This window comes from Streptomyces aquilus (genome assembly GCF_003955715.1).
GTDB lineage: Bacteria > Actinomycetota > Actinomycetes > Streptomycetales > Streptomycetaceae > Streptomyces > Streptomyces aquilus.
Genome location: NZ_CP034463.1, coordinates 3,609,564 through 3,635,825 on the forward strand (window position 1 = coordinate 3,609,564; position 26,262 = coordinate 3,635,825).

A 26,262-nucleotide genomic window follows, 5' to 3' on the forward strand; every position below is an offset into this window, starting at 1 on the left:
GAACTGCGCGACCAGCCACGACGGCGCCGCACCCGACCATCAACCCACGATCAGCGCGCAGCCCTGTTAACAGCGGACACAACCGCCTTCAGCGACGCACGTGTCGTGTTCGCATCGATCCCGATCCCCCACAGAACCTTGCCGTCGATCGCACATTCGATGTACGACGCGGCCTGCGCGGACGCACCCTCACTCATCGTGTGCTCCTGGTAGTCCAGCAGCCGCGCGTCGATGTCGACCTTGGCCAGCGCGTCGAAGAAGGCCGAGATCGGACCGTTGCCGGTACCGGTCAGGACGGTGTCGACACCATCCACCGTGGCCTCCACCTTCAGCGTGTCCACACCGTCCGTGTCGGTCGTCGACTGCCCGTTCTTGACCTGGATACGGCCCCACGGGTTCTCGGGGTTCGGCAGGTACTCGTCCTGGAAGGTCGCCCAGATGTCCGAGCCCGTGACCTCGCCGCCCTCGGCGTCCGTCTTGGCCTGGATGATCTTCGAGAACTCGATCTGCATCCGGCGCGGCAGGTCCAGCTTGTGGTCGTTCTTCAGGACGTACGCGATACCGCCCTTGCCGGACTGCGAGTTGACCCGGATGACCGCCTCGTAGGAGCGGCCGACGTCCTTGGGGTCGATGGGCAGGTACGGCACCGCCCACTCGATGTCGTCGACGGTGACGCCCTTGGCGGCCGCGTCGGCCTCCATCGCGTCGAAGCCCTTCTTGATGGCGTCCTGGTGGGAGCCGGAGAAGGACGTGTAGACCAGGTCGCCCACGTACGGGTGGCGCGGGTGGACCTCCATCTGGTTGCAGTACTCCCACACGCGACGGATCTCGTCGATGTCGGAGAAGTCGATCTGGGGGTCGACGCCCTGGGAGAACAGGTTCATGCCCAGGGTGACCAGGTCGACGTTGCCGGTGCGCTCGCCCTGCCCGAACAGACAGCCCTCGACGCGGTCGGCGCCGGCCATCAGCGCCAGCTCGGCGGCGGCGACGGCCGTACCGCGGTCGTTGTGCGGGTGGACGGAGATGCAGACGTACTCGCGGCGGGACAGGTTGCGGTGCATCCACTCGAAGCGGTCCGCGTGCGTGGACGGCGTCGAACGCTCCACCGTGGCGGGCAGGTTGAGGATGATCTCGCGGCCCGGGCCCGGCTGGTAGACGTCCATGACCGCCTCGCAGACCTCCAGGGCGAAGTCCAGCTCGGTGTCGGTGAAGATCTCGGGGCTGTACTGGTAGCCGAACTCGGTCTCGGGGCCCAGCAGCTTCTCGGCGTACTCCATGACCAGGCGGGTGCCGTCGACGGCGATCTGCTTGATGTCGTCCTTGGAGCCGCGGAAGACGACCCGGCGGAAGACGGGAGCCGTCGCGTTGTACAGGTGGACGGTCGCGCGCTTGGCGCCCTTCAGGGACTCCACGGTCCGCTCGATCAGGTCCTCGCGGGCCTGGGTCAGCACGGAGATGGTGACGTCGTCCGGGATCGCCCCGGGCTCCTCGATGATCGAGCGTACGAAGTCGAAGTCCGTCTGGCCGGAGGCCGGGAAGCCGACCTCGATCTCCTTGTAGCCCATCTTGACCAGCTGGTCGAACATCCGGCGCTTGCGCTCGGGCGACATGGGGTCGATCAGGGCCTGGTTGCCGTCACGCAGGTCGGTGGAGAGCCAGCGGGGGGCGACGGTGATCCGGTTGTCCGGCCAGGTGCGGTCCGGGATGTCGACCTGGTCGTACTGGCCGTACTTGTGGATCGGCATGCTGCTGGGCTGCTGGCGGTTCGCCATGATGACTCGGGCTCCTCAGGGTGTCCGGAAGGACGGCCGACGACGCAACGCCAAGCTCCGCGGGGAGGGAGTCGACCTGGACTACAGGCCCTCGCCGCGGCAGCTAAGAAGAAGCAGCCCGAAACGCATGATGCGAAGCATGCTAGCCGAGCCGGTTCGGATGCGGGGCGCTGTATCAGCATGCGGGACCCGGGTGACGAATAACCAGGGAACCGGACAAAAAGTGCGCCACGCCACTTCGTCATACCACTTCGTCACGGAGTGTGCCGCTCCCTGTCCGCATATTTCACCAATCATGGTTGCGGCTAGTGACACCGGTATGACGCAGTGCAAGGGTGCCGGGCATGACGAAGACCAACGGGGGCTTCGAGCCCGTCTTCTGCACCGTCGTACCGCCGCACGTCCTCGACAAGCTGGCCCAGGCCGAGGACCCCGCGCTCGCCGATCCCGCGCGCAAGACCCTGGAGCGCGACGCCTTCGAGCGCACCCACCGCCGGCTGACCACGGTCATCGGCGCCCCGTCCGTCACCGCGCCGCTCGGCGCGGAGGCCGGCAAGCCGCACCGCACCCTCTACGACGCGAAGCACCGCACCGAGCTGCCCGGCAAGAAGGTCCGCGCCGAGGGCTCGGAACCGGGCAAGGACGCCACGGTCAACCGCGCGTACGCGGGCCTCGGCGCCACCTTCGAGCTCTACCTCAACGCCTACGAGCGCGACTCGATCGACGCGAACGGCCTCCCGCTGGACGCCACGGTCCACTACGACAAGGACTACAACAACGCCTTCTGGAACGGCGAGCAGATGGTGTTCGGCGACGGGGACGGCGAGATCTTCCTCGACTTCACCATCCCGATCGACGTCATCGGCCACGAACTCACCCACGGCGTCACGCAGTACACCGCCAACCTGACCTACTTCGGCCAGCCCGGCGCGCTCAACGAGTCGATGTCCGACGTCTTCGGCTCCCTCATCAAGCAGTACACGCTCGGCCAGACCGCCGCCGAGGCCGACTGGCTGATCGGCGCGGGCCTGCTCGCCCCGCGCGTCACCGGCAAGGCGCTGCGCTCCATGAAGGAGCCGGGCACGGCGTACGACGACGACGTCCTCGGCAAGGACCCGCAGCCCGCGACCATGGACGACTACGTCCGCACCGGCCGCGACAACGGCGGCGTCCACATCAACTCCGGCATCCCCAACCACGCGTTCTACATCGTCGCCACCACCCTCGGCGGCCACGCCTGGGAGCGGGCGGGACAGATCTGGTACGACGTGCTGACCGGCGGGCAGCTGAAGAAGGACGCGCTGTTCGCGGACTTCGCGACGCTGACGGTGGCGGCGGCCAAGGCCCGCTACCAGGACGGCGAGGAACTCCAGGCCGTGCTGAAGGCCTGGGAGCAGGTCGGGGTGCGCACGGCGTAATTCCGTACTACACACGGTCCCATGCGTATTCGAGTGAGGCGCACGGGCGGATTCGCGGGCATCGAGCGCAGCGCCGAGGTGGACACCTCGGGGCGGCCCGACGCACACGAATGGCGAGCCCTGGCCGAGAAGGCGGTCTCCGACGGGCGGCACCTCCCGCCCGTCGGGGTCCCCGACGGGTTCAGCTACGAGATCACGGTGGACGGGAGGACGGTCTACGCGGCCGACCCCCGGCTCACCGAGGAGCAGCGGCAGCTGATCACGCGGGTGCTGAAGGAGGGAGCGTAACGGGCAGTTCACGCTGGGGCGTTGACTTCCCTTACCGGCGGTAAGGATGATCCCGCCCATGGCGACCAACGCGATACCGAAGTTCCCGGCCGGCTTCCTCTGGGGCGTCTCGACCTCGGCCCATCAGATCGAGGGCGCGGCGGAGCTGCGCGAGCCCTCCGTGTGGGACGCGTTCACCGCCGAGCCGGGCCGGGTGAAGGACGGCTCGACGGCGGCGACGGCCTGCGACCACTACCACCGCTACCGCGAGGACGTGGCGCTCCTGGCCGACCTGGGCGTGGACGTGTACCGGTTCTCGATCTCCTGGCCGAGGGTGAACTCCCCCGGCGGGCTGGACTTCTACGACCGGCTGGTCGACGAGCTCTGCGCGGCGGGCGTCCGCCCGGTCCCGACCCTCTTCCACTGGGACCTGCCGGTCGGTCTCGACTGGCTGGAGCGGGACACCGCGGCCCGGTACGCCGAGTACGTCTCGGTCGTCGCCGAGCGGCTCGGCGACCGGGTGCGGAAGTGGATCACGCTCAACGAGCCCGCCGAACACACCCTGTTCGGCCATGCGCTGGGCGCCCACGCCCCCGGCAAGCGGCTGATGTTCGACGCGCTCCCGGTCGCCCACCATCTGCTCCTCGCCCACGGTCTCGGCGTCCAGGCCCTGCGCGCCCGCGGCGCCACGGACATCGGCATCGCCAACTCCCACGGCCCGACCTGGCCCGCCTCGCAGGAGCAGCCGGACCTGGAGGCGGCGGCGTTCTACGACCTGCTGCTCAACCGGCTGTTCGCCGAGCCGATCCTGCTGGGCGAATACCCGGACGGGCTGGGCGACTTGATGCCGGGCGACGTGGCGTCGGACCTCAAGGTCGTCTCCGAGCCGCTGGACTTCTACGGCGTCAACTACTACGCGCCGACCCGGGTGGGCGCCCCGCAGGGCGCGGACATCGAGTTCGGCGGGCTGACCATCCCGGCCGAACTGCCCTTCTCCGTCCAGGAGATCGAGGACGTCCCGGTCACGGACTTCGGCTGGCCGGTGGTCCCGGAGGCCCTGACGGAACTCCTCACGACCTTCCGCGAACGCTACGGCGACCGGCTCCCGCCCGTGGTCATCACGGAGAACGGCTGCTCGTACGAGGGCCTCCACGACCGCGCCAGGATCGACTACCTCGACAGCCATGTGCGGGCCCTGCACCGGGCGGTGGAGGCGGGCGTCGACGTCCGCGGCTACTTCGTGTGGTCGCTGATGGACAACTTCGAGTGGGCCGAGGGCTATGCGCAGCGGTTCGGCCTGGTGCACGTGGACTTCACGACGCAGGAGCGGACCAAGAAGGACTCCTACGCCTGGTACCAGTCCCTGTTGCGGGCCCAGAGGTGACGACGGCGGCCCTGGACGAACCCGTCGAGCGGGTCGGCCGGGGCTGGACGGCGGCCCTCTCGCTCGCCAACGTGGCGATCTGGGTGGGCTGGTACGGCCCGCTGCAGATCCTGCTGGCCCGCCAGGCGGAGGACTTCGCACCCGGCACGGGCATGTCGAAGGAGACGCTGCTGGCGTGGGTGACGGGCGCCGGGGCGGTGGTGTCCCTGGCCGCGAACCCGTTCTTCGGCGCCCTGTCGGACCGGACGACGGCGCGCTGGGGCCGCCGTACGCCGTGGATCGTGGCCGGGGCGGGCGGCGGGTTCCTGTCCCTGCTCCTGCTCGCGGGCGCGGGCGGCCTGTGGCTGATGACGCTCGGCTGGTGCCTGGTCCAGCTGACCCTGAACGCGTCCTTCGCGGCCGTGACGGCGGCGGTGCCGGACCGGGTGCCGCGGCTGCAACGCGGGTCGGTGGGCGGGTGGCTGGGGGCGGCGCAGATCCTGGGCGCGGTGGCCGGTACGGGGCTGGCGACGGCGGCCGGCGGGATCGCGGCGGGGTATGCGGCGTGCGCGGTGTTCGCGCTGGCGGGCGTCCTGCCGTACGTCCTGCGCTACCCGGACCTGCGCCTGGCGACGGCGGACCGCCCGCCGTGGCACGGCCGTTCCTTCGCCCGCGGATTCTGGCTGAGCCCCCGCCGCTACCCGGACTTCGGCTGGGCCTGGCTGACCCGGTTCCTGATCAACCTCAGCAACGCGCTGGTGATCCTCTACCTCCTCTACTACCTCCGGGACCGGCTCCACCACGACGACCCGGAGCAGGGCGTCCTGATCCTCACCGCCGTGAACAGCGTGACGCTGCTGGCCACGGTGGTGGTGGGCGGTGCCTGGTCGGACCGGGTGGGCCGCCGCAAACCGTTCGTGCGCTGGTCCGGGGCGCTGATGGCGGCGGCCACGGCGCTGCTCGCGGCCTGGCAGACCTGGGCCGGCGCGATCGTGGTGGCGGCGCTGCTGGGCCTGGCCCTCGGGGTGTTCATGTCGGTCGACTTCGCGCTGATGACGGACGTCCTGCCGAAGGCCCTGGACCGGGGCAAGGACCTCGGCGTCATCAACGTCGCCAACGCCCTCCCCCAGGTGGCCGCCCCCGCCGTGGCCGCACCGATCGTGACGCATCTCGGCGGGTACCGGGTGCTGTATCTGGTGGCGGCGGTGATCGCGGTGGCGGGGGCCGTGTTCGTCGACCGTATAAGGGGCGTGGACTAGAGCGCTCCGGCGTCCCTGGCCGCGTAGACCGACGGATACACCGGCCGGTACCCCAGCTCCCTTCGGATCCGTTCCGTGGACATGAGCACCAGCCACGGGTCGGGGTCGGTCCGCTCGTACAGCTCCGGCGGGACCTCGGCGCCGTTCAGCTGGTGCAGCTCCACCGCCGTGACGGGGGCGTCGTCGGCGATGTTGTAGATCCGGCCCGCGATGCCCGGCGCGTGCAGGATGCGCAGCAGGCCCTGGGCGACGTCCACGTGGTGGCCCATGTGCAGGCGCTGGGTGGCCGCCCAGTTCCCGGCCCACATCAGGGACTGGGCGAGATGGGGGTCGCCCTCGCCGTAGACGAAGGGGAGGCGGGCGACGCGTACGTCCAGCCCGTCCATCGCGAGCAGTTCCCGCTCGGCCCGCGCCTTGGACTCGGGGTAGGCGCCCCACATTCCCCCGCCGGGCCGGCTCTCGTCGTCCTCGGTCAGCGGCCGCCCGCGTCCGGTGCCGTACACAAGGCCCGTGCTGACCTGCACGAACCGCCCCACCCCGGCCGCGAGCGCGGCATGCCCCAGCTCCACGGCCGCCTCGTGGTTGACGGCCCGGGCCTCCTCGTCCGGCACCCCGCGGAAGGCGGCCGCGACATTCACGACCACGTCCACGCCGGCGACCGCCTTGCCGAGCACCTCGGCGTCCCGCAGATCGCCGACCACGACCTCGGCGCCCAGCTCGGCGAAGGGTTCCCCGCGGGTGGCGTCCCGCACGAGCACCCGTACCCTCTCGCCCGGCCGGGCCTGGGCCAGCAGCCGAGGCACGAACCGTCGGCCGACCTGCCCGGTCGTCCCTGTCACCAACGTCAGCATCCTGTGCTCCTCTCGTCGGTGACCAGCCTCTGCCGGGTTCGTGCCGGCCGGGAGAGACCTCTCGATCGGGGGACCGGCAGTCCCTGGATAAGGAGGGCGGAGTGCCGCAGGCTGGAGGGGTGAACCGACCCGAACTGGCGGACTTCCTACGCCGTGGCCGCGCCCGCCTGACCCCGTCGGACGTGGGCCTGACGCCGGGGGCGAGGCGCCGTACGCCCGGCCTCCGGCGGGAGGAGGTGGCGTCGCTCGCGGGGATGTCCGTGGACTACTACACGCGCCTGGAACAGTCCCGCGGCCCGCGCCCGTCCCGGCAGATGCTGACGGCACTGGCGCGTGCGCTGCGGCTGACGGACGTCGAGCAGGACCACCTGTTCCATCTGGCGGGCGAAGAACCCCCACGCCGGGAAACGGCGTCGGCCCACGTCCGCCCCGGCCTCCTGCTGATCCTCGACCGGCTGCACGACACCCCGGCGCAGGTGGTGAACGACTGCGGTGAGGTGCTGGCCCAGAACGCGCTGGCGAAGGCGCTGGTGGGTGACGTGATGTCCCGGCCGCGCCGGGACCGCAACCTCCTGCGCCGCTTCTTCCTGGACCCGGCGGTCCGGGACCTCTTCCCGGAGGAGGACATCGCCGTCCACGCCCGGACCCACGTCGCATCGCTCCGGGCGGTGGCGGCGGCCCGCCCGGACGACCCGGAACCGACGGCACTCGTCGCCGAACTACGCGCCCTGAGCGAGGAGTTCGCGGCCCTCTGGGAGGAACACGAGGTGTCGCAGCGCAACCGGGCGACGAAGCGCTTCCTGCACCCCGTGGTCGGCCTCCTGGAACTGGACTGCGAGGTGATGCTCAGCCACGAGCACCACCACCTCCTGATAGTCCACTCGGCCCGCCCGGGCACGGAGGCCTACGAACGCCTCCAGCTGCTCAGGGTGGTGGGCCTACAGGACCTGTCCCCGTCAGAAGCCCAGACGCCGTAGCTGCTTCGGGGTGCAGATCAGAGGCCCAAGCGACGCAACTGCTTCGAGGTGCGGATCAGAAGCCCAGCTTCCGCAACTGCCGAGGATCCCGCTGCCAGTCCTTCGCCACCTTCACGTGAAGGTCCAGGAACACCGGCGTCCCCAGCAGCGCCTCGATCTGCTTGCGGCTCTTGATGCCGACCTCCTTCAGGCGCTTGCCCTTGGGGCCGATGATGATGCCCTTCTGGCTGGGGCGCTCGATGTAGACGAAGGCGTGGATGTCGAGGAGGGGCTTGTCGGCGGGGCGGTCCTCGCGGGGGAGCATCTCCTCGACGACCACCGCGATGGAGTGGGGCAGCTCGTCGCGCACGCCCTCCAGCGCGGCCTCACGGATCAGCTCCGCGATCATGACCTGCTCCGGCTCGTCGGTGAGGTCACCCTCGGGGTACAGCGCGGGGCCTTCCGGCAGCAGCGGCACCAGCAGGTCCGCCAGCAGATCCACCTGCTTGTTCGCCGTCGCCGACACCGGCACGATGTGCGCCCACTCGATCCCCAGCTCCTTGCCCAGCTGGTCGATCGCGATCAGCTGCTCGGCGAGGGCCTTGGAGTCGACGAGGTCCGTCTTCGTGACGATCGCGACCTTCGGCGACTTCTTGATCCCGGCGAGCTCCTTGGCGATGAACCGGTCACCGGGACCGATCTTCTCGTTCGCCGGCAGGCAGAAGCCGATCACGTCGACCTCGGCCCAGGTGGTCCGCACGACGTCGTTCAGCCGCTCCCCCAGGAGCGTCCGCGGCTTGTGCAGCCCCGGGGTGTCCACCAGGATCAGCTGGGCGTCCTCCCGGTGCACGATCCCGCGCACGGTGTGCCGCGTCGTCTGCGGCTGGTCGGCGGTGATCGCCACCTTCTGCCCGACCAGAGCGTTCGTGAGGGTGGACTTGCCCGCGTTGGGGCGGCCCACGAAGCAGGCGAAGCCGGCGCGATGGGGAGCCCCGGTCGGCTCAGACGGCTCGGATGACTGACTGCGAACGCTCATGGCGCCCATTCTCCCTGATCCACAGACCCCCGCCGCACAGGCGTCCCCTTACCCGTCTCCCGGTGAGCTCCCGGAAACCTCCACGCAACGAAACATCGAGGAAACACCGCCGTGCCCGACCGGAAACGCACGCCGGTGAACCTCTGACGAGCCCCCACACCGTTGGAGACGACCGTGACCCTCGCCGCGCAAGGTATCGACACCGGCGACACCGCCTGGCTGCTCGCCGCCACCGCCCTCGTCCTGCTGATGACCCCGGGTCTGGCCCTGTTCTACGGCGGCATGGTCCGCACGAAGAGCGTCCTCAACATGCTGATGATGAGCTTCGTGTCGATCGCGCTGGTCACGGTGGTGTGGCTGGCCGCCGGCTACTCCCTCGCCTTCGGCGACGACACCTTCCAAGGCCTCATCGGCGGCCTCGACCACGCCGGCATGAAGGGCCTCGGCCCCGACAGCGTCCAGGGCACGGTCCCCACCCTCCTCTTCGCCACCTTCCAGCTCACCTTCGCGATCATCACGGCGGCCCTGATCAGCGGCGCGATCGCGGACCGCGCGAAGTTCGGTGCGTGGCTGGTGTTCGTGCCGGTCTGGGCGCTGCTCGTATACGTTCCCGTCACCCACTGGGTCTGGGGCCCGGGCGGCTGGATCCTCGACAAGCTCGGCGCACTGGACTTCGCGGGCGGTCTGCCGGTCGAGATCACCTCCGGCGCCTCCGGACTGGCCCTCGCGCTCGTCCTCGGCCCGCGCCTCGGCTTCAAGAAGGACGCGATGCGCCCGCACAACCTCCCCATGGTGGTGCTCGGCGCCGGCCTCCTCTGGTTCGGCTGGTTCGGCTTCAACGCCGGCTCGGCGCTCGGCGCCAACGGGCTCGCCGCGGCCGCCTTCCTCAACACCCTCGCCGCCGGCTGCACGGGCCTGCTCGGCTGGCTCTTCGTCGAGCAGAAGCGCGACGGCCACCCCACCACGCTGGGCGCCGCGTCCGGCGCGGTGGCGGGCCTGGTCGCGATCACCCCGTCCTGCGGCTCGGTCTCCCTGCTCGGCGCCCTCGTCGTCGGCCTCGCCGCGGGCGTGCTCTGCTCCTACGCCGTGAGCTGGAAGTTCAAGCTCGGCTACGACGACTCGCTGGACGTCGTCGGCGTCCACCTGGTCGGCGGCGTCGTCGGCACCCTCCTCATCGGCGTCTTCGCGGTCGAGGAGATGACCGGCGGCCCCGAGGGTCTGCTCTACGGCGGTGGCCTCGCCCAGCTCGGCAGGCAGCTGGTGGCCGTGGCCGCCGTGGGGGCGTACGCCTTCCTGGTGACGTACGGCATCGGCAAGCTGCTCGACAAGGCGATCGGCTTCCGCGCGAGCGAGGAGCAGGAGCACACCGGCCTGGACCTTACGGTGCACGCCGAGACCGCATACGATCACGGCGTCCTGGGCCACGGCGCCCCGGTCAGCGCGTCCTCCGTCCCCTCCGCCCAGAAGGTCAAGAGCCAGGCATGAAGCTCATCACCGCCATCGTCAAGCCCTACCGCCTCGACGAGGTGAAGACCGCCCTCCAGGAGCTGGGCATCCACGGCCTGACCGTGAGCGAGGCCAGCGGTTACGGCCGCCAGCGCGGCCACACCGAGGTGTACCGCGGCGCCGAGTACCAGGTCGACCTGGTCCCGAAGGTCCGGATCGAGGTCGTGGTGGAGGACGCCGACTCCGACGCCGTCATCGACGCGATCGTCAAGGCCGCGCAGACGGGGAAGATCGGGGACGGGAAGGTGTGGGCACTGCCGGTCGAGACGGTCGTGCGCGTACGGACGGGCGAACGCGGCCCCGACGCGCTCTGATCGCGAGGACGGCCCCCGCCCCCACGACCATCCCCAGCAGCACGGCCATCAGCCACGGCAGCGCGAGAAAGGAGGCGCCCGCCGACTCGCGGGTGTCCTTCGCGCTCGCCGTGAGCGTCACCTCACCCCAGTCCAGCTGGGGCGCGCCCCGCCACGGCTCGCTCAGCCGGACGCGCGGCCCGGGCAGCAGCTCGGAGGGGACCTTCGTCAGGTCGCGAGCGAGCAGCGTACGGCCGAACAGGCCCGTCGCGCGCAGCTCGACCTTCGGGTCGAGGGTGACATTGCCGGTGTTGTGCAGGGTGTACGAGACGGTCGCCGCGCTGTCGCCCAGTCCCGGCACGAGCGGCTGGTGGTGGCTGACCCGGACGTCCTCCACCGAGATCGCGGGGAGGGTCGGCCCGCCGACCCGCAGATAGACACGGGCGGCCACGGCCCGCCGCACCCCGAGCGCGACCGAGCCGTCGCCCCGGTCGATCCGCTCGTCGAGGGCCACGATGGCTCCCGGATGGTCACCGGGCTCGGCACCCTGCGGCACCTTCATCGTGAACGGCACGGTCACCTTGCCGTGCGCGGGAACGGTGACCCGGGCCTTCGCGGGCCGCGCCCACACCCCGACGCCGCGCATCCTCTCCGTCACCGTGCGCACGGCGAAGCCGCCGTCGCGGGCGGTGTTGTAGGCGTCGGCGGCGTACAGGCGGAACGTCAGCGCCTTCCCGGTCTTGTTGGCGACGACCACCTTGTCGGTGAGGGTCTGCCCGGGGTCGGCGGAGAGATAGAAGTAGGGACGCGCGGCGACCTTGGACGCGAGCGGGTACACGGACCAGCTGCCGTTGTCGGCGGCGTGCGCGCAGGGGGTGACGAGGAGGAACAGAAGGCCCAGGACCAGGGCGTGGAACGTACGGCGCATGGGTGCGGACCCCCACTTGGACGAGGCGACACGGGCGGGTGCGGACGCCCGTACGGTCAGCTGAGCGTGAGGGTGAGAACGCCGGAGTACGTGCCCGGAGGCGTGAACGCCGGTACGTTCAGGGAGAGTTTCGCGTCGACGGTGAACTCACCGCCGGTGACCGTGCCGTCGGGGGCGGACGCGAGGGTCGCCCCGGCCGTGCCCACGGTGCCGGAGGAGCCGGCCTGGCAGGTGCTGGGGCTGCCCGCCTTGGTGGTGCAGGCGGGGGTCCAGCTGAGCGCCCCGGCATCGATCTTGGCGCCGGGACCGGTGAAGTCGGTGACCTTGCCGGTCAGGGACCAGCCCGCGACACCGCCACGGAAGTCCTTGACGCTCACGGTGTTGAGGTCGCCGCCCGAGGCGCCGCCCTTGCCGTAGTCGACCGCGCCCAGGGAGACGGTGTCCCCGGCCTGGGTCATGGAGAGGGTGCCCGCTTTCACGGTGGTGCTGATCTTCTGGGCGTTGTCGGGGACGGGTGTGTTGTCGATGACGGTGTAGGCGGCGGGCCCGGCACCTGATTGATCGCTCCAGCTCGCGCCCTCGTAGGCGACGACACCGGTGGTGGTCTTGTCGTTCACGACGAGCGACCCGCTGAAGGCACCGGCCGTGTCCGCCGTCACGGTCGCGGTGTCCGCGGTCTGGCCGGCACCGGAGCGTCCGGCGAGGGTGACGGTCGCGCCCGGGGTGAAGTGGCTGCCGTTGACGGTGACGCTGTCACCGGGGTTCCCGGAGGCCGAACCGAGCGTGATGGCACGGGTGTTGGGCTGGGTGGCCGGACTCGCGGTGATCGTCTCGGAGACGGGCGCGGGCGGGCTGATGACGGTGCAGGGGGTGTCCAGCTCCAGGATGTAGCTGGTGTGGATGTTGTAGTCACCGGGCGAGAGCGTGATGGCTCCGGCGGTGGTGACGGTGAAGGTGCCGGTCATGCTGAACGACGGGAAGGGCGCGTTGCCGGCGACCGGGTCGTTCTTCTTGGGCCCGACGACGGTCACGTCCCCGGTCTGCGCCCCGCCGAGCCTGACCTTTCCGGACGGCGTCATGATGTCGGCCGGGAGGCTGATGGCGGTGGGGTTGCTCGCGGCGGGCTTGACGACCGTGTAGGTCACGGTGACGGTGTCGCCGACCTTGGGGGCGGCCTTGTCGACCGTGATGAGCGCGGTGGTGGTGCCGTCGATGGGCGGGATGCCGGCGACGGCGGGCGGGATGCAGTGGGTGGCGAAGTCGACGTTGCTCGCGGCTTCGGCCGGCCCGACGAGCGCACCGCCGGCGGTGACGGCGAGCGCGGTCGCCCCCAGCAGCGACGCCAGTCGGCGTCTTCGGATTCTCATGGTTGGTTGCCCCCTCCGAGGGATGCGGGCGCAGCGGCTCTTCTGCGCCGACAGGGGGCATTGATGTGGGGATTGCGTGAGAAGTCAATGGAGCTGCCGCAGTAATCTGACGAACCATCAATTACCGCGGCAGCACCGGCATTTGCTCGTACTCAGTCGAACACGAACGGACCGGGCGACTGCGGTGCGGTCGCCGTGCAGGTGATGGTGATCCCGAAGACCGTCATCGTGAGCGAGCCTCCGTAGGCCTCCAGGCTGTCACCGGAGGCCACGACGCCGGGGAGCGGGCCGACCTGCACGGGGTCGCCGGCGGCGATCGCCGGGTTCTCGGTGGCGGTGAAGGACGTGGTGCCGCCGGCGGCGTTCACCAGCGTGAGGGTCGAGGTGATCGAGTCCTCGGACAGGCCGATCGGTGCGGTGATGGCCGAGGAGTTGATCGTCATGGTCGCGGCGGTGCCGTCCTGGGTGGCGGTGATGGTGGCTTCACCGCTGCCGAAGCCGCCGCAGTCGGCGTTGATGGTCGCGCTGCCCGGGCTGACGGCCAGGGCGGCGGGCGCGCACACCAGCCCGGCGATCGCGAGCGCCCCGGTCACCAGTGCCGCACCGGTCGCTGTTCGTTTGCCTCTCATCGGGTTCCGAATCCCTTCCCGTGTCGGGGAAGTGCCATGTGGGGATGGATGGGAGATGCCCGAACGGCCCGTCGGCGGGGCGTGGTGCGGGACGCGCCGCGTGGGGGGTGGCGAGGTAAATCTGACGGACCGTCGGAACTACCGGTTCCATTGATGCGCGAGAGACTGAACACGGCAAGGTTCAATTTCGGCCGACCCCGAAAGGGCGGCGCGGGCGATGTCAGCCCGCGGTCACCGTGGCCCGCACCACCCCGTCCGGCCCCGCCAGCAGCACCGGTGTGGCCGCCCCGCCCAGATCCCGCACCGCGGCCCGGTCCGCGACGGCGACCGTCTCCGCCTCCGTCACCACCGCCGCCGCCTCCAGCGACTTGGCCCCGGACGCCACCGCCATCGCCACAGCCGTCTGCAACGCGCTCAGCCGAAGGGACGCGAGAGCCACCGTCCCCGCGACATAGGTGCGGCCGGTGTCGTCGCGTACCGCAGCCCCCTCGGGCACACCGTTACGGGCCCGTGCGGAGCGGGCCAGGGTGACGATCTTGCGGTCCTCGGGGTCGAGGTCGGGCACGTTGCTCTCGGTCATGCCCCGAGCATACTTAGGCGTTTGTCCCGTCCCGGACGCGACCGTGCCCCCGGGCATCCGTGCGCAGCGGAGGCCTCGGGGGCGTGGATCGCGCGAGGTGGGGCGGGGCGAGCCGGTCAGCAGACGGGGATGCCGGAGGCCGGGTCGGCGCCGACGTTCACGTTGCCGCCCCACACCCAGACGTTGTTGAAGATCCCGCCCGCGCCGTAGTCGACGACCTGGCCGTGATACCAGACATTCGTGGTGTAGCCGCCCACGGTCACCCGCTCACCGCGGGTGTAGCACAGGATGCCGGCCTCGCTCTCCTCGGTCGTCGTGTGCAGGAGCCGGCCGCTGGTCCTGGCGGCGTCGCGCAAATTGCTGTTGGCCTGCACGGTCGTCGCAAAGACATCGCCGGGGCCGGACGGCGCGGCCCCGGCCGTCCCTGCGGCGCCGAGCAGGGAGAGGGTTGCGCCGAGCGTCAGCCCGGCGGCCACGGCGGTCCTGCTTCGCTTGGTCATGGGTGCTCCTCGGTGTGGTTCCGCGCGTCAGCAGGGGGAGAGCTCGGGGGACGGGTCGGCACCCACGTTCACGTTGCCGCCCCACACCCAGACGTTGTAGTAGGAGTGCGGCGGCGTCGCGGCGTAGTCGTCGACGTAGCCGACGTACCAGACGTCGGTGCCGTAGCCGCCGGCCTCCACGTACTGACCGCGCACGTAGCACCTGATGAGCGCCTTGCTCGTGGAGGTCGTGGTGCCGACGAGCCTGCTGTTCGTCGTGGCGTCCGCCCGGAGGTTGCTGCCCGCCTGGATCGTGGTGTTCACGCTCTGCGCGGCGGCCTCCGCGCTGCCGGCCGTGCCGAGCAGGGAGAGTGCCGCACCGAGCGCCAGCCCCGTCGCCGCCAGCCTGGTGGATCGCTTCGCCATTGTGTCCCCTTGCGGTGGATGCTTCCTGGTCGGCCTTACGACGGGTGGCGCGGCGCGTTCGTATGACCGTGCCGCGGACCGTCTTCGCGGATCTCTGATGATCTCTTCCGCTCAGAAGGTGCAGTCGTCGACGTGCGCGAGGTGCTCGTCCCCCGTGATGTACACGTTGTTCACCCAGCCCCAGTACCGGTTCGGTGCCTCCACGTACGTCCACCACCGGCTGCTGTAACCCGCGTCGCTGATGAGCTCCCCCTGCTTCTGGCAGTAGGCGGTGACGGTGGTCTGGGACAGCGTCGCCACGACCCCGCAGTTCTGCCGGGAGGGGTAGGCCCTGCACGTCTCGGCGGGGGCTCCCGAGGCGCCGTTGCGGACGTTGACGTCGGTCGCCCACACATGGACCTCCGTGAAACCCGTCGCCGCGGCCCGGGAGACGGCGGGCTGCGCGGCCAGCTCCGGCTGGGCCGTCGCGGTCGCGGGGCCGGCCAGCGCCGCGGCGGCGACGAGGAAGGCCGTGGTCAGCGCTCGGAGCGTGCGGGGTGAAGTACGGGGTGACGTGTTCGGCATGGTGGAGGGGCCTCTTCCTCGTCCGGCGGCGGTCGCGGGCGGCGGGTGCCGCGCCGCTCACACCGGCGACGGGGCGGGGGCGCCTCTCGTATGAGTGCCGACGGCTGCGTCAGCGCCCCCGAGCGTCGGTCGCCTCCATGGCCTCCAAGGGTTCGAGCGCCTCGCGGGTGCCGAGTCGGGCGAAGACGTCGTGCGCCTCCCGCTCGAACTCGCGTCCCGTCACGGTCCGGCCCTGGGCGAGTTCGGCGCGCGCCAGGTCCCGCAGGGTGCGGGCGCGCCACAGCGGCAGGTGCAGCGCGTCCCACAGCCCGAGGGCCCGGCGCAGGGTCTCGGTCGCCGACTCCCAGTCGGACGCGGCGAGATACCACTCGCCGAGGGTGCGCAGGACGAGGGCCTCGCCGAACATGTCCTGCCGCTTGCGGGTGATCTCCAGGCACCGGTCGAGCCGCCGCCGGGCCTCGGTCATCCGGCCCTGCCGGAACTCGGCCTTGGCGAGGGACTGGCTCGCGTACATGATGCCGTACGCGTCGTCCGTCTCCTCGAAGAGGGCGAGGGACTGCCGCAGCAGGGCCTCCGCGGCCGCCAGTTCGCCCCGCGCCCGGTGACACAGGCCCAGTGACCGCAGCGCGAGCGCCTCGCCATGCCGGTCCCGGGCGCTGACGTACAGGCGGTGGGCACGGGAGAGCGCCTCCCATGCCTCGTCGTCGCGGCCCTGTTCCCGGTGCACGAAGCCGATGCCGTACAGCACATGGGCCATGGACGCGTGGTCCGCCGGCTCCCGGTACTGGTCGAGCGCCGCGGTCAGCAGGGGCAACGCCTCGTCGTAGCGGCCCTGTTCGCGCCGGGCCGCCCCCATGCCGGCCAGCGCGTCCGCCCGGCCGGTGCGTACGGACCGCTCCTCGAACAGCCGCAGCGCCAGGGCGAAGAACGCGTACGCCTCGTCCAGGCGGTCCTGTTCCAGGCGGAGCCGGCCCAGACCGTTCAGCAGCCAGGCCTCGCCCTCGATGTCCCCGGCCCGGCGTACCGCCGCCAAGGCCACGTCGTGGGAACGGGACCAGGCGTCGAACTGGTTGTAGAGGGCCACGGAGGCGGCCATGAGGGTGGCGGCGAGTTCACGGGCGGCGTCGGACATGCCGCGGTCGGCGCAGTGGATGACGGCGGCCAGCAGACACGGCAGCTCGGCCGCGAACCAGGCGGACGGCTCATCCGCGCCCCCGAAAACCCCACCCACACCGCGCACGACCCCGCCCACGACCTCCGCAACCCCGCTCGCACCCGCCTCCGCCCCGACCAGGACCTCCGCACCCGTCTCCGGCCCACCCGCACCCCGCCCCACCCCGGCATCCGCCCGCCCCGCCCCACCCGTGCCCGCGACCGGCAGGAGCCGTGACGCGCCTCCCGGGCCGTGGGCCGCGGCGAGGCGGGCCATCGTCAGCCAGCGGGCGACCAGTCTGCGTACCGCAGCCTCGCGGTCCTCCCGCGTCTCGTCGACGAGGCAGCGCTCGCGGGCGTACTCGCGCGCCAGGTCGTGGATCCGGTAGCGCGTCCGGCCCGTCCCGTCGGTGCCCACGACCTCCACGAAGTGGCAGTCCACGAGTTGTTCGACCGCGTCCTCCGCGTCGTCCTCACCCACGTCCAGGAGCGGCCCGGCGACCCACGCGGCGAAGTCGGGCAGGTCGATCAGGGCGAGGCGGCGCAGGGCGCGCTGCTCCTGCTTGTCCAGGTCCGCGTAGCCCATGCCGAGGCTCGCGCGCACCTCCAGGTCGCCCGCCTGTAGTTCGTCCAGTCGGCGGTGCTCATCCCGCAGGCGGGCCACCAGCCGCGCCGGCGTCCAGTGCGGGCGGGCGGCGAGACGGGCACCGGCGACCCGGACGGCGAGCGGCAGCCGGCCGCACAGCGTGACGATCTCGGCGGCCCGCTCGGGTTCCAGCGCGGTCCGGGCCGGTCCGGCCACGCGGGCCAGCAGATCCAGTGCCTCCCCTTCGGACGGCACCCCCAGATCGAGGTGGGCGGCGCCCTCCAGCGCGACCAGCCGGCGGCGGGCGGTGATCAGCACGGCCGAGCCGCCGCCCGGCGGGAGCAGCGGGCGCAGCGGGGCCTCGCTGACACCGTTGTCGAGGATGAGCAGGACCCGGCGGCGTGCGATGTGCGTGCGGTACAGCCCGAGGAGGTCCTCCTCGTCGCGTGCCGGGGTCTGCGGATCCACCCCGAGCGCGCGCAGCAGTCTGGCCAGGGCGTCCGCGGTCCGTACCGGCTCCGAGTCGGAGGCGCGCAGGTCCACGAAGAGCTGTCCGTCGGGGAAGAGCGCGGCGGTGCGATGGCCCACGTGGACGGCCAGAGCGGTCTTGCCGGTGCCCGAGCGGCCGGAGATCACCCCGATGGGCGGCGCGGTGCGCAGCGGGTCGCGCACCTTCTCCAGCAGTGCGGTGGCCCAGGCCGTCTGCTCGTCACGTCCGACGAAGTCGGCGGCGTCGGGCGGGAGTTGGGTGGGCACCGGCGGACGGGTGCCGGCGTCGGGCCGCTCGTCACGGCGGACCGCCGTGGTGTCCTCGTCCGCGCGCGGGGCGGCCGCCGCCGGTACGGGCACGGCTCTCCTCCCGGCGGGCGCGGCTCTGCGGGCCGTCGGCACTCCGAGCACCGCCGTGTCCGCCCGGAGCAGGGCCTGGTGCAGGGCCCGCAGTTCCGGGCCGGGGTCCGCGCCCAGTTCCGTACGGAGCAGCCGACGGCCCTCGTCATAGCAGCGCAGGGCGTCGGGCATCCGGCCGGAGCGGAACAGGGCGGTCATCAGCTGGCCGCGCGGGCGCTCCCGGAGGGGGTGGGCGGCGACATGGGCGACGAGTTCGGAGACGAGATCCGTGTGCCGGTCCAGGTCCAGCTCGGCGGAGAACCTGAACTCCTGTGCCTCCAGCCGGAGTTCCGTCAGGCGCAGCGCCTCGACCCGGGCGAAGGACTGGCCGAGCCCTTCCAGGGCGTCCCGGCCGCGCCACAGGCGCGACGCCGCCTGAAGAAGCTCGACGGCCTCCTCGGCCCGCCCGGCGACGGCCGCCTCCCGGCCGGCCGCGAACGCCGCCTCGAAGCGCCGGGCGTCCACGGCGGCGGGCGGGAACTCGGCGACGTAGCCGGGGGTCCGGGTGCGGATGGCCTCCGCACCCTCGGTACCGGCCAGGGCTCGGCGCAGTCCGGAGACGTGCGAGGCGACGAGCGCCCGCGCGGTGGCGGGCGGCTCCTCCTCCCAGACCAGATCGACCAGCCGCTCCACGGACAGCACCTCACCGAGACGCACGACGAGAGCCGCGAGGATCGCGGTCGGTTTGGGACCGTTCAACGCGATCCGGTGTCCCCCGCGCAACACCTCGACCGGACCCAGAAGGCAAACGTCCACCGCGTCCCCCGATCTCACGTCCTGGAGCCGGGGACCGTGCCGGCCCCCACTGACACTCACCTCCGCCCGCGGACCGCGGGTTGCACGGCTGACCGATGTGACGGAAGGGGTGTCCGGAATTCATCGGTCCGCAGGTACGGGTGGCGCGTTCCCGGCCCTGCATGCGTCCTGCAGAAGATCTGCATCGATCCTGCAACGCCCGCCGCGACGCTGTGAGCGTGACGGACATCATCCTGCTCTCGGACCCCCGGGTCGCCGCCACGCGTGTCACCGACAACGGTGAACCCCTGGTCGACGCCCGGGAGTTCGCCGCCCTGCGGGTCGACACGCGGAAGACCGACGACGACGGCTCGTACGCGCATCTGCGGGCCGACGTACTGCGCCGGCTGCTGCTCGCACAGGAGGCGCTGCCCCACGGCGTCCGCCTGCTGATGGTGGAGGGCTTCCGGCCGCCCGCCCTGCAACACCGCTACTTCGAGGAGTACGCGGCGGCGCTGCGCCTGGCGCACCCGGACGCCGGCCCGGCCCGGATCCGGGAGCTGGCCAGCGCGTACATCTCGCCCCCGGAGGTCGCCCCGCACGTCAGCGGCGGCGCGGTGGATCTGACGCTGTGCACGGCCGACGGCGCCGAACTGCCGCTCGGAACGGAGGTCAACGCCACCCCCGAGGAGAGCGCGGGCGGTTGCCGCACCGCCGCGCTCAACATCGACGCCGAGGCCCGTGCCCACCGGGCGGCGATGGGCCGCGCCATGACGGCCGCGGGGTTCGTCAACTACCCCACCGAGTGGTGGCACTGGTCGTACGGGGACCGGTACTGGGCGCTCCTGACCGAAGCGCCGACGGCCAAGTACGGGCCCGCCGCCCTGAGCCCCACCACAGTCTGAGACAGCCGGATTCCGGGGGAACACCGTGCAGAACACCACCACCGACCACATGACCGCCGCCGAGTTCGACGAGGCGTTCACCGCCGTGATGCCGAAGCTGCGGCGCCGGCTGCTGGCGCTGACCGGCAATCCGCACGACGCCGACGACCTGCTGCAGGAGACGTACCTGAGACTCTCCCGCCGGGCCCGGGCACGCACCCTGGCGCGTCAGCAGCAGCCGTACGCCTACACCTGCGCGGCGGCGCTGAACCTGCTGCGCGACCTGTGGCGGCACCCCTCGCGCCAGGAGCGCTGCACCGACCGGCTGCCGGAACACGGCTGGGACGGCGGCTTCGCGAGCAGGGAGGCCGAGGCGGTGGCGGCGGCGCTGCTGAGCGGGCTGTCCCCCAAGGAGGCGGCGGCCGTGATCCTGGTCGACATCGAGGGCCTGACCCACGACATGGCGGGGGAACGGCTCGGCGCACACCGCGGCACGGTGCAGCGCAACCGGATGCGCGGCCTCGCCAAGATCCGCGCCGCGCTCGCCGCGTAGGAGGCCGAGCCCGCCGCCCAGGAACCGGCCACCGCACCGCCCCACCCACACGCGGACCACCGCACCGCCCCGCACACACGGACCGCCGCACCATCCACCGCACCGGACGCCACCGACCCGTACCGCACCCATGCATTCGCGCACCCATGCACCCGCGCACCCGCGCACCCACCACCCGAGGGGGACCCATGCGTCGCACCCACCGCACGCTCGCGACGGCAGGAGGGCTGCTGCTCGCCACCGCATTGACCTGTACCGGTACGGCCACGGCCGCCTCGGCACCGGCCGCCTCGGCGGACGTGTCCGCCGCCGGCTGCCGTCCCCTGGCGGACGCACCCGCCCAGGCACAGGCGATCGTCAACGCCGCGTGCTCACAGATCGGGGTGCCGTACTCGTGGGGCGGCGGCTCCATCCACGGGCCGACGTACGGTCAGGACTATCCCGGCGGCGGCCCCGGCGCCCACGACAGCCAGGTCAAGGGCTTCGACTGCTCGCACCTCGTGCAGTACGCGGCCTGGCAGGGAGCGGGCATCGCCCTGCCCGAGGGGACGTGGAACCAGGCCCGGTGGAGCGAGGCCACCGCCCGGTTCACCCGCGCCCAGGGGATCGCGCCCTTGCAGCCCGGCGATCTGCTGCTGTGGGGCTCGAACCCGGCCGACCTCGGCAGCGTCCACCACATCGCCGTCTACCTCGGCAACGGCAAGATGGTCGAGGCCCGGGAGTCCGGGACGCTCGTGATGGTCAGCGACGTCCGGCTGAACTCCGAGTACGCGGGGGCCCTGCGCATCACCGGCGCCCAGCAGCCGCCCGAGGGCACCAAACGGTTCATGACCTGGGGCTCCGATGTGGCCCTCCGTCCCGACCCCAGCCTCCAGCAGCCGCCCGTGGCCCGGCTGCCCGGCCCGACGGCCGTGGACGTCCTCTGCCAGAAGCACGGACAGATGATCACCGCCGAGGGCTACACCAACGACGCCTGGTCGTACCTGCCCAAGTACAAGGCGTGGATCTCGAACATCTACATCAACGACCCGGCGGCCTGGCTGCCCGGGGTCCGCGAGTGCTGACCGGCCGTTTCCCGCACCTCCGTCCCGATCCGCACACCGCTCATCCCACCCATGAAGGAGACACCGCCATGCGCGTACTGAAGCGCACCAAGCCCATAGGCCTGCTCGTCGCCGCGGTCGCCGCTGCCGGGCTGGTCCCGCTCGCGGCCGGCCAGGCCGCCGCCGCCCCGCCCGCCAAGGCCGCCGCCTACGCCGGTTCCTGCCCGGCGGCCGGCACGGTCACCCAGGGGTGGAGCTCCGGCCACGACGGCGTCGACATCGCCAACAGCCGCGGTACCTCGATCTACTCCACCGGACCCGGCACCGTCATCGCCTCCGGCCCCGCCAGCGGCTACGGCCAGTGGATCCGCATCCGGCACGACGACGGCACCATCACCGAGTACGGCCACATGTACGAGCGTCTCGTCTCCGTGAACCAGCGGGTCGACAGCGGCCAGCTGATCGCGCTCATGGGCTCCGAGGGCGACTCCACCGGGCCGCACCTGCACCTCAGGGTGTACGCCTCCACGTCCGCCACCCGGGGCGTGGACCCCGTCCCCTATCTCAACGAGCGCGGTGTGAACCTGCCGTGCACCCCGGGCAGCGGAACGCCCGGCACCAACTTCACCACCTGGGGCACCTCGGTACGGGTGCGCACCGACGCCCGGCTGAACGCGGCGGTCGTGCGCACGCTGACCGGGCCGACGGCGGTCAACGTGCAGTGCCAGAAGCACGGCGACGTGGTCAACGCCGAGGGCTACACCAACGACGCCTGGTCCTTCGTCCCGGCGCTCGGCGGCTACATCTCCAACATCTACATCGACCACCCCGCCTCCTGGCTGCCGGGGGTACCGACATGCTGACCGGCATCCTGAGCCGTTCCCACGCCGGTACGAGAGGGGTCGCGGCGGTGGCCCTGGCCGCCGGGCTGCTCCTCTCCCCCGGCCTCACCTCGTCCGCGTGGGCCGCCGACTCGGCGCCCTGCACCCCCGACCCCGACTACCGGGGGCTGTACCGCTGCCCGATCTGGGGCACGGACGTCAACCTGCGTTCCCGTCCCGATCCGGAGGCCCAGGTCGTCGCCACGTCGCCGCCCGGCGGCTGGCTGCTGGCGGAGTGCCAGGTCAAGGGGGGTCGCGCGACCTACGGCGGCTACTCGCACACCTGGTGGGTCAAGGCCCCGGCGCGAGGCGCGGTCCCGGCCACGTACATGAGCGAGATCTTCCTCGTCGGCGGCGGCGACGACGAGCCGGACTCGGGCCTGCCGGTCTGCTGACCGGTTGAGAGCGCCGAGGAGCCCGTCTCCTCGGCGCTCTCGTGCTCCTCCCCACCCCCAACCCCACTTCCCCCCTATCCCGAGGACGACCATGACGACCTTGAACCGCGCACGGGGCGCGCTGCGGGCGGGCGTGCTGACCGCCGCCCTCGCGGCGCTGCTGTGCGGCACCGCGACGACCATGTCCGCCGCCTCCGCCGAGTCCCCCTCGGCGCGCCCGGCGTCGGCCCGGGCCGACGTGCCGGCCGGGGTGACGGCGGGCGTCGCCGTCTTCGACCGCCAGACCGGCACCTTCACCGAACAGCTGAACACCGCCGCACAGTTCAGGTCGGCGTCCGTGGTGAAGCTGCTGATCGCCCTGGACGTGCTCTGGAACCGCGGCCCCGACGCCCTGCCGGCCAGCGACCGGGCCAGGATCGACACCATGCTGCGCGGCAGCGACGACGACGCCGCGAGCACGTTCTGGTCGAACAACGGCTCAGGCGCGATCGTCGACCGGATGGTCACCCGGCTCGGCCTGACCGACACCGCCCGGCCGCCGTCCACCCACCCCGGCTACTGGGGCTACACCGCCCTCTCGGCCCGCGACACCGTGAAGATCTACCGCTATCTGCTGGACTCCGCCCCGGCGGCGACCCGCGACTACGTCCTCGGCGACCTGCGGCGGTCCACCCGCTGCGCCACCGACGGCTACGACCAGCACTTCGGCATCGCCGGCTCCTTCAACCGGCCCTGGGCCGTCAAGCAGGGCTGGTCGGGCTTCAGTTCGGGCGGCTGCACGGCACCGGCCACGACGGCCGCGAAGGCGGCCCGGACCGGTGAGGCACCGGCGGGAACGGCCGCCCGGACGCCGGCGGTCGCCGACGCCGTGGATCTCACCCGCCCGGCACTGCACACGACGGGTGTGGTGGGCGCGGGCGACCGCTCCATCGTGGCGGTCTTCACCCTGCACCCCAGCGGAACGTCCTACGGCAAGGCCTACACCGACATCGGGCGGCTGACCCGTTCACTGAACGTCCCCGGCGCCGCCCGCCCCGCCGGTACCTGGGTCGGCACCTGGGGCAGCGGGGTCCGGGTGCGCACCGAGGCGACGACCGCCTCCGGCGCGGTCACCACCCTGCCCGCCGGAGCCGAGGTCCTGGTCGGCTGCCAGAAGCGCGGCGAGCAGGTCAGCCAGCCGCCCTACGTCAACGACTGGTGGGCCCGACTGCCGCAGTACGGCGGCTACATGACCAACATCTATCTCAGCGTGCCGGAGAACCAGGTGCCCGGAGTGCCGGTGTGCTGACGCGCCCCGGAACGGTCACGGCCGGTCCAGGCGCAACCGCTCCGCCCGCGGCAGACCGGCCACCACCAGGTCGTAGGAGTCCTCGATCAGCTCCCGCACGAGCTGGTCGGGCAACTCCCCGTCGACCGTCACGGTGTTCCAGTGCCGCTTGTTCATGTGGTAGCCGGGGATGATCAGGCCGGGGTGGTCGGCGCGCAGCCGGACCGCGTCCTCCGGGTCGCACTTGAGGTTGACCGTCAGGGGGCGGTTGTCCAGCCAGGACAGGGCGAACATCTTGCCCAGCACCTTGAAGACCGAGATCTCCGGCGAGAAGGGGAAGTCCTCCACGGCCGCGTTGAAGGACAGACAGAGGGCGCGCAGCTCCTGCGGGGTCACTCGTCCTCCTTGGACACTTCCACGGGCTCCACCAGCACGGTCACGATCTTGTTCCGCCGGCCGGCCGCGGCCTCCGCCGTCAGCCGCAGGGCCCGCTCGTCGGGCAGGTCCACGACGGCCGAGGCGCCGGCGATCGGGACGCGCCCGAGGGCCTTCGCGAGGAGTCCGCCGACGGTCTCCACGTCCTCGTCGTCGTACTCGTCGAGGCCGTACAGCTCGCCCAGGTCGGTGATGTCGAGGCGGGCGGTGACCCGGTAGCGGTCGTCGCCCAGCTCCTTCACCGGCGGCAGCTCGCGGTCGTACTCGTCGGTGATCTCGCCGACGATCTCTTCCAGGATGTCCTCGATGGTGACGATGCCGGCGGTGCCGCCGTACTCGTCGATGACGACGGCGACGTGGTTGCGGTCGCGCTGCATCTCGCGCAGCAGGTCGCCGGCGTTCTTGGTGTCGGGCACGAACGCGGCGGGCCGCATGGCCGTGGAGACCAGCTCGCTCTCCGCGTCCCGGCTGATGTGCGTCTTGCGGACCAGGTCCTTCAGATACACGATGCCGACGATGTCGTCCTCGCTCTCCCCGGTCACCGGTATGCGGGAGAAACCGGAGCGCAGGGCGAGGGTGAGGGCCTGACGGATCGTCTTGTAGCGCTCGATGACGACGAGGTCGGTGCGCGGCACCATGACCTCCCGCACGAGGGTGTCGCCGAGCTCGAAGACGGAGTGCACCATGCGGCGCTCGTCGTCCTCGATGAGCGACTCCTTCTCGGCGAGGTCGACCAGCGCGCGCAGCTCCGCCTCGGAGGCGAAGGGGCCGCGGCGGAAGCCCTTGCCGGGGGTGAGCGCGTTGCCGATGAGGATCAGCAGGTTCGGGATCGGGCCCATGATCCGCGCGAGCGGCAGCAGGACGTACGCCGCCGCCGTCGCGGTGTTCAGCGGGTGCTGGCGGCCGATGGTGCGCGGGGAGACGCCGACGGCGACGTACGACACCAGGACCATGACGCCGATCGCGACGAGCAGGGCCTGGGTGGTGCCGTCGAACTCCTGGAGGCAGGCGTACGTGACCATGGCGGCCGCGGCCATCTCGCAGGCGACGCGGACCAGCAGCGCCACGTTGAGATAACGGGTCGGGTCGGCGGCGACCTGCGCGAGTTTGGCGCTGCCGCGCCGGCCGCCGCGGACGGCTTCCTCGGCGCGGAAGCTGGAGACGCGCGCGAGGCCCGCCTCCGCGCAGGCGGCGAGCCAGGCGACGACGACCAGGGCGATCGCGCCGGAGACGAGGGGAAGGCTCATGACACGGTCGGGGCCGGCGACGGACCGGTCAGCCCCTTCTCCGCGCGCCAGCCATCGACGATGGCGGCCTGGAGGCCGAACATCTCGGCCTTCTCGTCCGGCTCCTCGTGGTCGTAGCCGAGCAGGTGCAGCACGCCATGGACGGTCAGGAGCTGGAGCTCCTCGTCCATGGAGTGCTGCGTGGGCGCGTCCTCCCCCTGTTTCTTGGCCACTTCGGGACAGAGCACGATGTCGCCGAGCAGCCCCTGCGGGGGCTCCTCGTCGTCCTTGCCGGGCGGCCGCAGCTCGTCCATCGGGAAGGACATGACATCGGTCGGCCCGGGCAGGTCCATCCACTGGATGTGCAGCTGCTCCATGGCGTCGGTGTCCACGACGATCACCGAGAGCTCGGAGAGCGGGTGGATGCGCATCCGCGCGAGTGCGTAGCGGGCGATGTCGAGGATCGCCTGCTCGTCGACCTCGGTTCCGGACTCGTTGTTGACGTCGATCGACATGGTGCTGC

The 26,262-nt window shown here is 71.7% G+C and carries 27 protein-coding genes; 13 read left to right on the top strand and 14 right to left on the bottom strand.

All coding sequences use genetic code 11. The features are described from left to right. Positions 1-50: 50 nt before the first annotated feature. Positions 51-1,772 (bottom strand): 2-isopropylmalate synthase, encoded by a 1,722-nt coding sequence (gene leuA, locus EJC51_RS16615; protein ID WP_126271803.1) that lies wholly within the window; start codon positions 1,770-1,772, stop codon positions 51-53. A 344-nt stretch (positions 1,773-2,116) separates the two neighbouring features. On the opposite strand from leuA, the gene EJC51_RS16625 reads away from it, so the two are divergent. From EJC51_RS16625 to EJC51_RS16640, 4 genes are read left to right on the top strand one after another with little or no spacing between them, the layout of a single operon-like run. After that, on the top strand, positions 2,117-3,190 hold the full coding sequence (locus EJC51_RS16625) for a M4 family metallopeptidase (protein WP_126271804.1): 1,074 nt from the start codon (positions 2,117-2,119) through the stop codon (positions 3,188-3,190). A 21-nt stretch (positions 3,191-3,211) separates the two neighbouring features. Next, complete coding sequence (locus EJC51_RS16630) at positions 3,212-3,478, top strand: protealysin inhibitor emfourin (protein ID WP_126271805.1); 267 nt, start codon at positions 3,212-3,214, stop codon at positions 3,476-3,478. Positions 3,479-3,524: 46 nt separating this feature from the next. Beyond that, positions 3,525-4,841, top strand: a complete 1,317-nt coding sequence (locus EJC51_RS16635; RefSeq protein WP_425276793.1) for a GH1 family beta-glucosidase — start codon at positions 3,525-3,527, stop codon at positions 4,839-4,841. Further along, entirely contained in the window at positions 4,838-6,079 is a 1,242-nt protein-coding gene (locus tag EJC51_RS16640) for an MFS transporter (RefSeq protein ID WP_126271807.1), read from the top strand. The genes EJC51_RS16635 and EJC51_RS16640 overlap by 4 nt, the downstream gene beginning before the upstream one ends. On the opposite strand, the gene EJC51_RS16645 is transcribed toward EJC51_RS16640, so the two are convergent. Further along, complete coding sequence (locus EJC51_RS16645) at positions 6,076-6,930, bottom strand: NAD-dependent epimerase/dehydratase family protein (protein WP_126271808.1); 855 nt, start codon at positions 6,928-6,930, stop codon at positions 6,076-6,078. The two genes, EJC51_RS16640 and EJC51_RS16645, sit on opposite strands and share 4 nt — an antisense overlap. A 119-nt stretch (positions 6,931-7,049) precedes the next feature. Between EJC51_RS16645 and EJC51_RS16650 the strand changes: the two genes are divergently transcribed. After that, positions 7,050-7,907: a helix-turn-helix transcriptional regulator gene (locus tag EJC51_RS16650; RefSeq protein ID WP_126271809.1), complete on the top strand. Its 858-nt coding sequence runs from the start codon at positions 7,050-7,052 to the stop codon at positions 7,905-7,907. A 55-nt stretch (positions 7,908-7,962) separates the two neighbouring features. Here the strand turns inward: EJC51_RS16650 and era are convergent, their stop codons facing one another. Further along, positions 7,963-8,931: a GTPase Era gene (era, locus tag EJC51_RS16655; protein ID WP_097263918.1), complete on the bottom strand. Its 969-nt coding sequence runs from the start codon at positions 8,929-8,931 to the stop codon at positions 7,963-7,965. Between the two features lie 165 nt (positions 8,932-9,096). On the opposite strand from era, the gene EJC51_RS16660 reads away from it, so the two are divergent. Continuing rightward, positions 9,097-10,407, top strand: coding sequence for an ammonium transporter (locus EJC51_RS16660; protein WP_126276982.1), 1,311 nt, complete (start codon positions 9,097-9,099; stop codon positions 10,405-10,407). Further along, positions 10,404-10,742, top strand: coding sequence for a P-II family nitrogen regulator (locus tag EJC51_RS16665; RefSeq protein WP_059191692.1), 339 nt, complete (start codon positions 10,404-10,406; stop codon positions 10,740-10,742). Before EJC51_RS16660 ends, EJC51_RS16665 begins: the two co-directional genes overlap by 4 nt. Here the strand turns inward: EJC51_RS16665 and EJC51_RS16670 are convergent. The 8 genes from EJC51_RS16670 to EJC51_RS16705 form a co-directional block, all read right to left on the bottom strand. Further along, positions 10,636-11,649 (bottom strand): WxL protein peptidoglycan domain-containing protein, encoded by a 1,014-nt coding sequence (locus EJC51_RS16670; RefSeq protein ID WP_126271810.1) that lies wholly within the window; start codon positions 11,647-11,649, stop codon positions 10,636-10,638. The genes EJC51_RS16665 and EJC51_RS16670 overlap by 107 nt on opposite strands. 56 nt (positions 11,650-11,705) lie before the next feature. Further along, a complete protein-coding gene (locus tag EJC51_RS16675; protein ID WP_126271811.1) occupies positions 11,706-13,016 on the bottom strand; it encodes a WxL domain-containing protein in 1,311 nt (436 codons plus the stop codon). Positions 13,017-13,168: 152 nt separating this feature from the next. Next, a complete protein-coding gene (locus tag EJC51_RS16680) occupies positions 13,169-13,645 on the bottom strand; it encodes a hypothetical protein (protein WP_126271812.1) in 477 nt (158 codons plus the stop codon). A 220-nt stretch (positions 13,646-13,865) separates the two neighbouring features. Further along, on the bottom strand, positions 13,866-14,225 hold the full coding sequence (locus tag EJC51_RS16685; RefSeq protein ID WP_126271813.1) for a cytidine/deoxycytidylate deaminase family protein: 360 nt from the start codon (positions 14,223-14,225) through the stop codon (positions 13,866-13,868). A 116-nt stretch (positions 14,226-14,341) separates the two neighbouring features. Beyond that, complete coding sequence (locus EJC51_RS16690) at positions 14,342-14,725, bottom strand: hypothetical protein (RefSeq protein ID WP_126271814.1); 384 nt, start codon at positions 14,723-14,725, stop codon at positions 14,342-14,344. Between the two features lie 27 nt (positions 14,726-14,752). Beyond that, positions 14,753-15,130 (bottom strand): hypothetical protein, encoded by a 378-nt coding sequence (locus EJC51_RS16695; protein WP_126271815.1) that lies wholly within the window; start codon positions 15,128-15,130, stop codon positions 14,753-14,755. A 111-nt stretch (positions 15,131-15,241) separates the two neighbouring features. Beyond that, positions 15,242-15,694 carry a hypothetical protein gene (locus EJC51_RS16700; protein ID WP_126271816.1) on the bottom strand — a complete coding sequence of 151 codons (453 nt, stop codon included), beginning with the start codon at positions 15,692-15,694 and terminating at the stop codon, positions 15,242-15,244. A gap of 109 nt (positions 15,695-15,803) precedes the next feature. Further along, the gene (locus EJC51_RS16705) at positions 15,804-19,019 is read right to left on the bottom strand and encodes an AfsR/SARP family transcriptional regulator (RefSeq protein ID WP_244362668.1); all 3,216 of its coding nucleotides are present in this window, start codon (positions 19,017-19,019) and stop codon (positions 15,804-15,806) included. A gap of 275 nt (positions 19,020-19,294) precedes the next feature. Between EJC51_RS16705 and EJC51_RS16710 the strand changes: the two genes are divergently transcribed. The 6 genes from EJC51_RS16710 (at position 19,295) to EJC51_RS16735 (ending at position 24,099) form a co-directional block, all read left to right on the top strand. Beyond that, positions 19,295-19,960: a M15 family metallopeptidase gene (locus EJC51_RS16710; protein WP_126271818.1), complete on the top strand. Its 666-nt coding sequence runs from the start codon at positions 19,295-19,297 to the stop codon at positions 19,958-19,960. Positions 19,961-19,985: 25 nt separating this feature from the next. Further along, positions 19,986-20,492 carry an RNA polymerase sigma factor gene (locus tag EJC51_RS16715; protein ID WP_425276794.1) on the top strand — a complete coding sequence of 169 codons (507 nt, stop codon included), beginning with the start codon at positions 19,986-19,988 and terminating at the stop codon, positions 20,490-20,492. Positions 20,493-20,680: 188 nt separating this feature from the next. Continuing rightward, positions 20,681-21,556 (top strand): C40 family peptidase, encoded by an 876-nt coding sequence (locus EJC51_RS16720; protein WP_165951149.1) that lies wholly within the window; start codon positions 20,681-20,683, stop codon positions 21,554-21,556. Between the two features lie 68 nt (positions 21,557-21,624). After that, positions 21,625-22,398, top strand: a complete 774-nt coding sequence (locus tag EJC51_RS16725; RefSeq protein WP_244362670.1) for a M23 family metallopeptidase — start codon at positions 21,625-21,627, stop codon at positions 22,396-22,398. Continuing rightward, complete coding sequence (locus EJC51_RS16730) at positions 22,392-22,811, top strand: hypothetical protein (RefSeq protein WP_126271820.1); 420 nt, start codon at positions 22,392-22,394, stop codon at positions 22,809-22,811. Before EJC51_RS16725 ends, EJC51_RS16730 begins: the two co-directional genes overlap by 7 nt. Before the next feature lie 91 nt (positions 22,812-22,902). Beyond that, a complete protein-coding gene (locus EJC51_RS16735; protein WP_126271821.1) occupies positions 22,903-24,099 on the top strand; it encodes an SH3 domain-containing protein in 1,197 nt (398 codons plus the stop codon). A 15-nt stretch (positions 24,100-24,114) separates the two neighbouring features. Here EJC51_RS16735 and EJC51_RS16740 read toward each other — a convergent pair whose 3' ends face one another. From EJC51_RS16740 to ybeY, 3 genes are read right to left on the bottom strand one after another with little or no spacing between them, the layout of a single operon-like run. Continuing rightward, on the bottom strand, positions 24,115-24,474 hold the full coding sequence (locus EJC51_RS16740) for an MmcQ/YjbR family DNA-binding protein (protein WP_126271822.1): 360 nt from the start codon (positions 24,472-24,474) through the stop codon (positions 24,115-24,117). After that, on the bottom strand, positions 24,471-25,760 hold the full coding sequence (locus EJC51_RS16745; RefSeq protein WP_126271823.1) for a hemolysin family protein: 1,290 nt from the start codon (positions 25,758-25,760) through the stop codon (positions 24,471-24,473). The genes EJC51_RS16740 and EJC51_RS16745 overlap by 4 nt, the downstream gene beginning before the upstream one ends. Next, the gene (ybeY, locus tag EJC51_RS16750; RefSeq protein WP_126271824.1) at positions 25,757-26,254 is read right to left on the bottom strand and encodes an rRNA maturation RNase YbeY; all 498 of its coding nucleotides are present in this window, start codon (positions 26,252-26,254) and stop codon (positions 25,757-25,759) included. The genes EJC51_RS16745 and ybeY overlap by 4 nt, the downstream gene beginning before the upstream one ends. Positions 26,255-26,262: the final 8 nt, after the last annotated feature.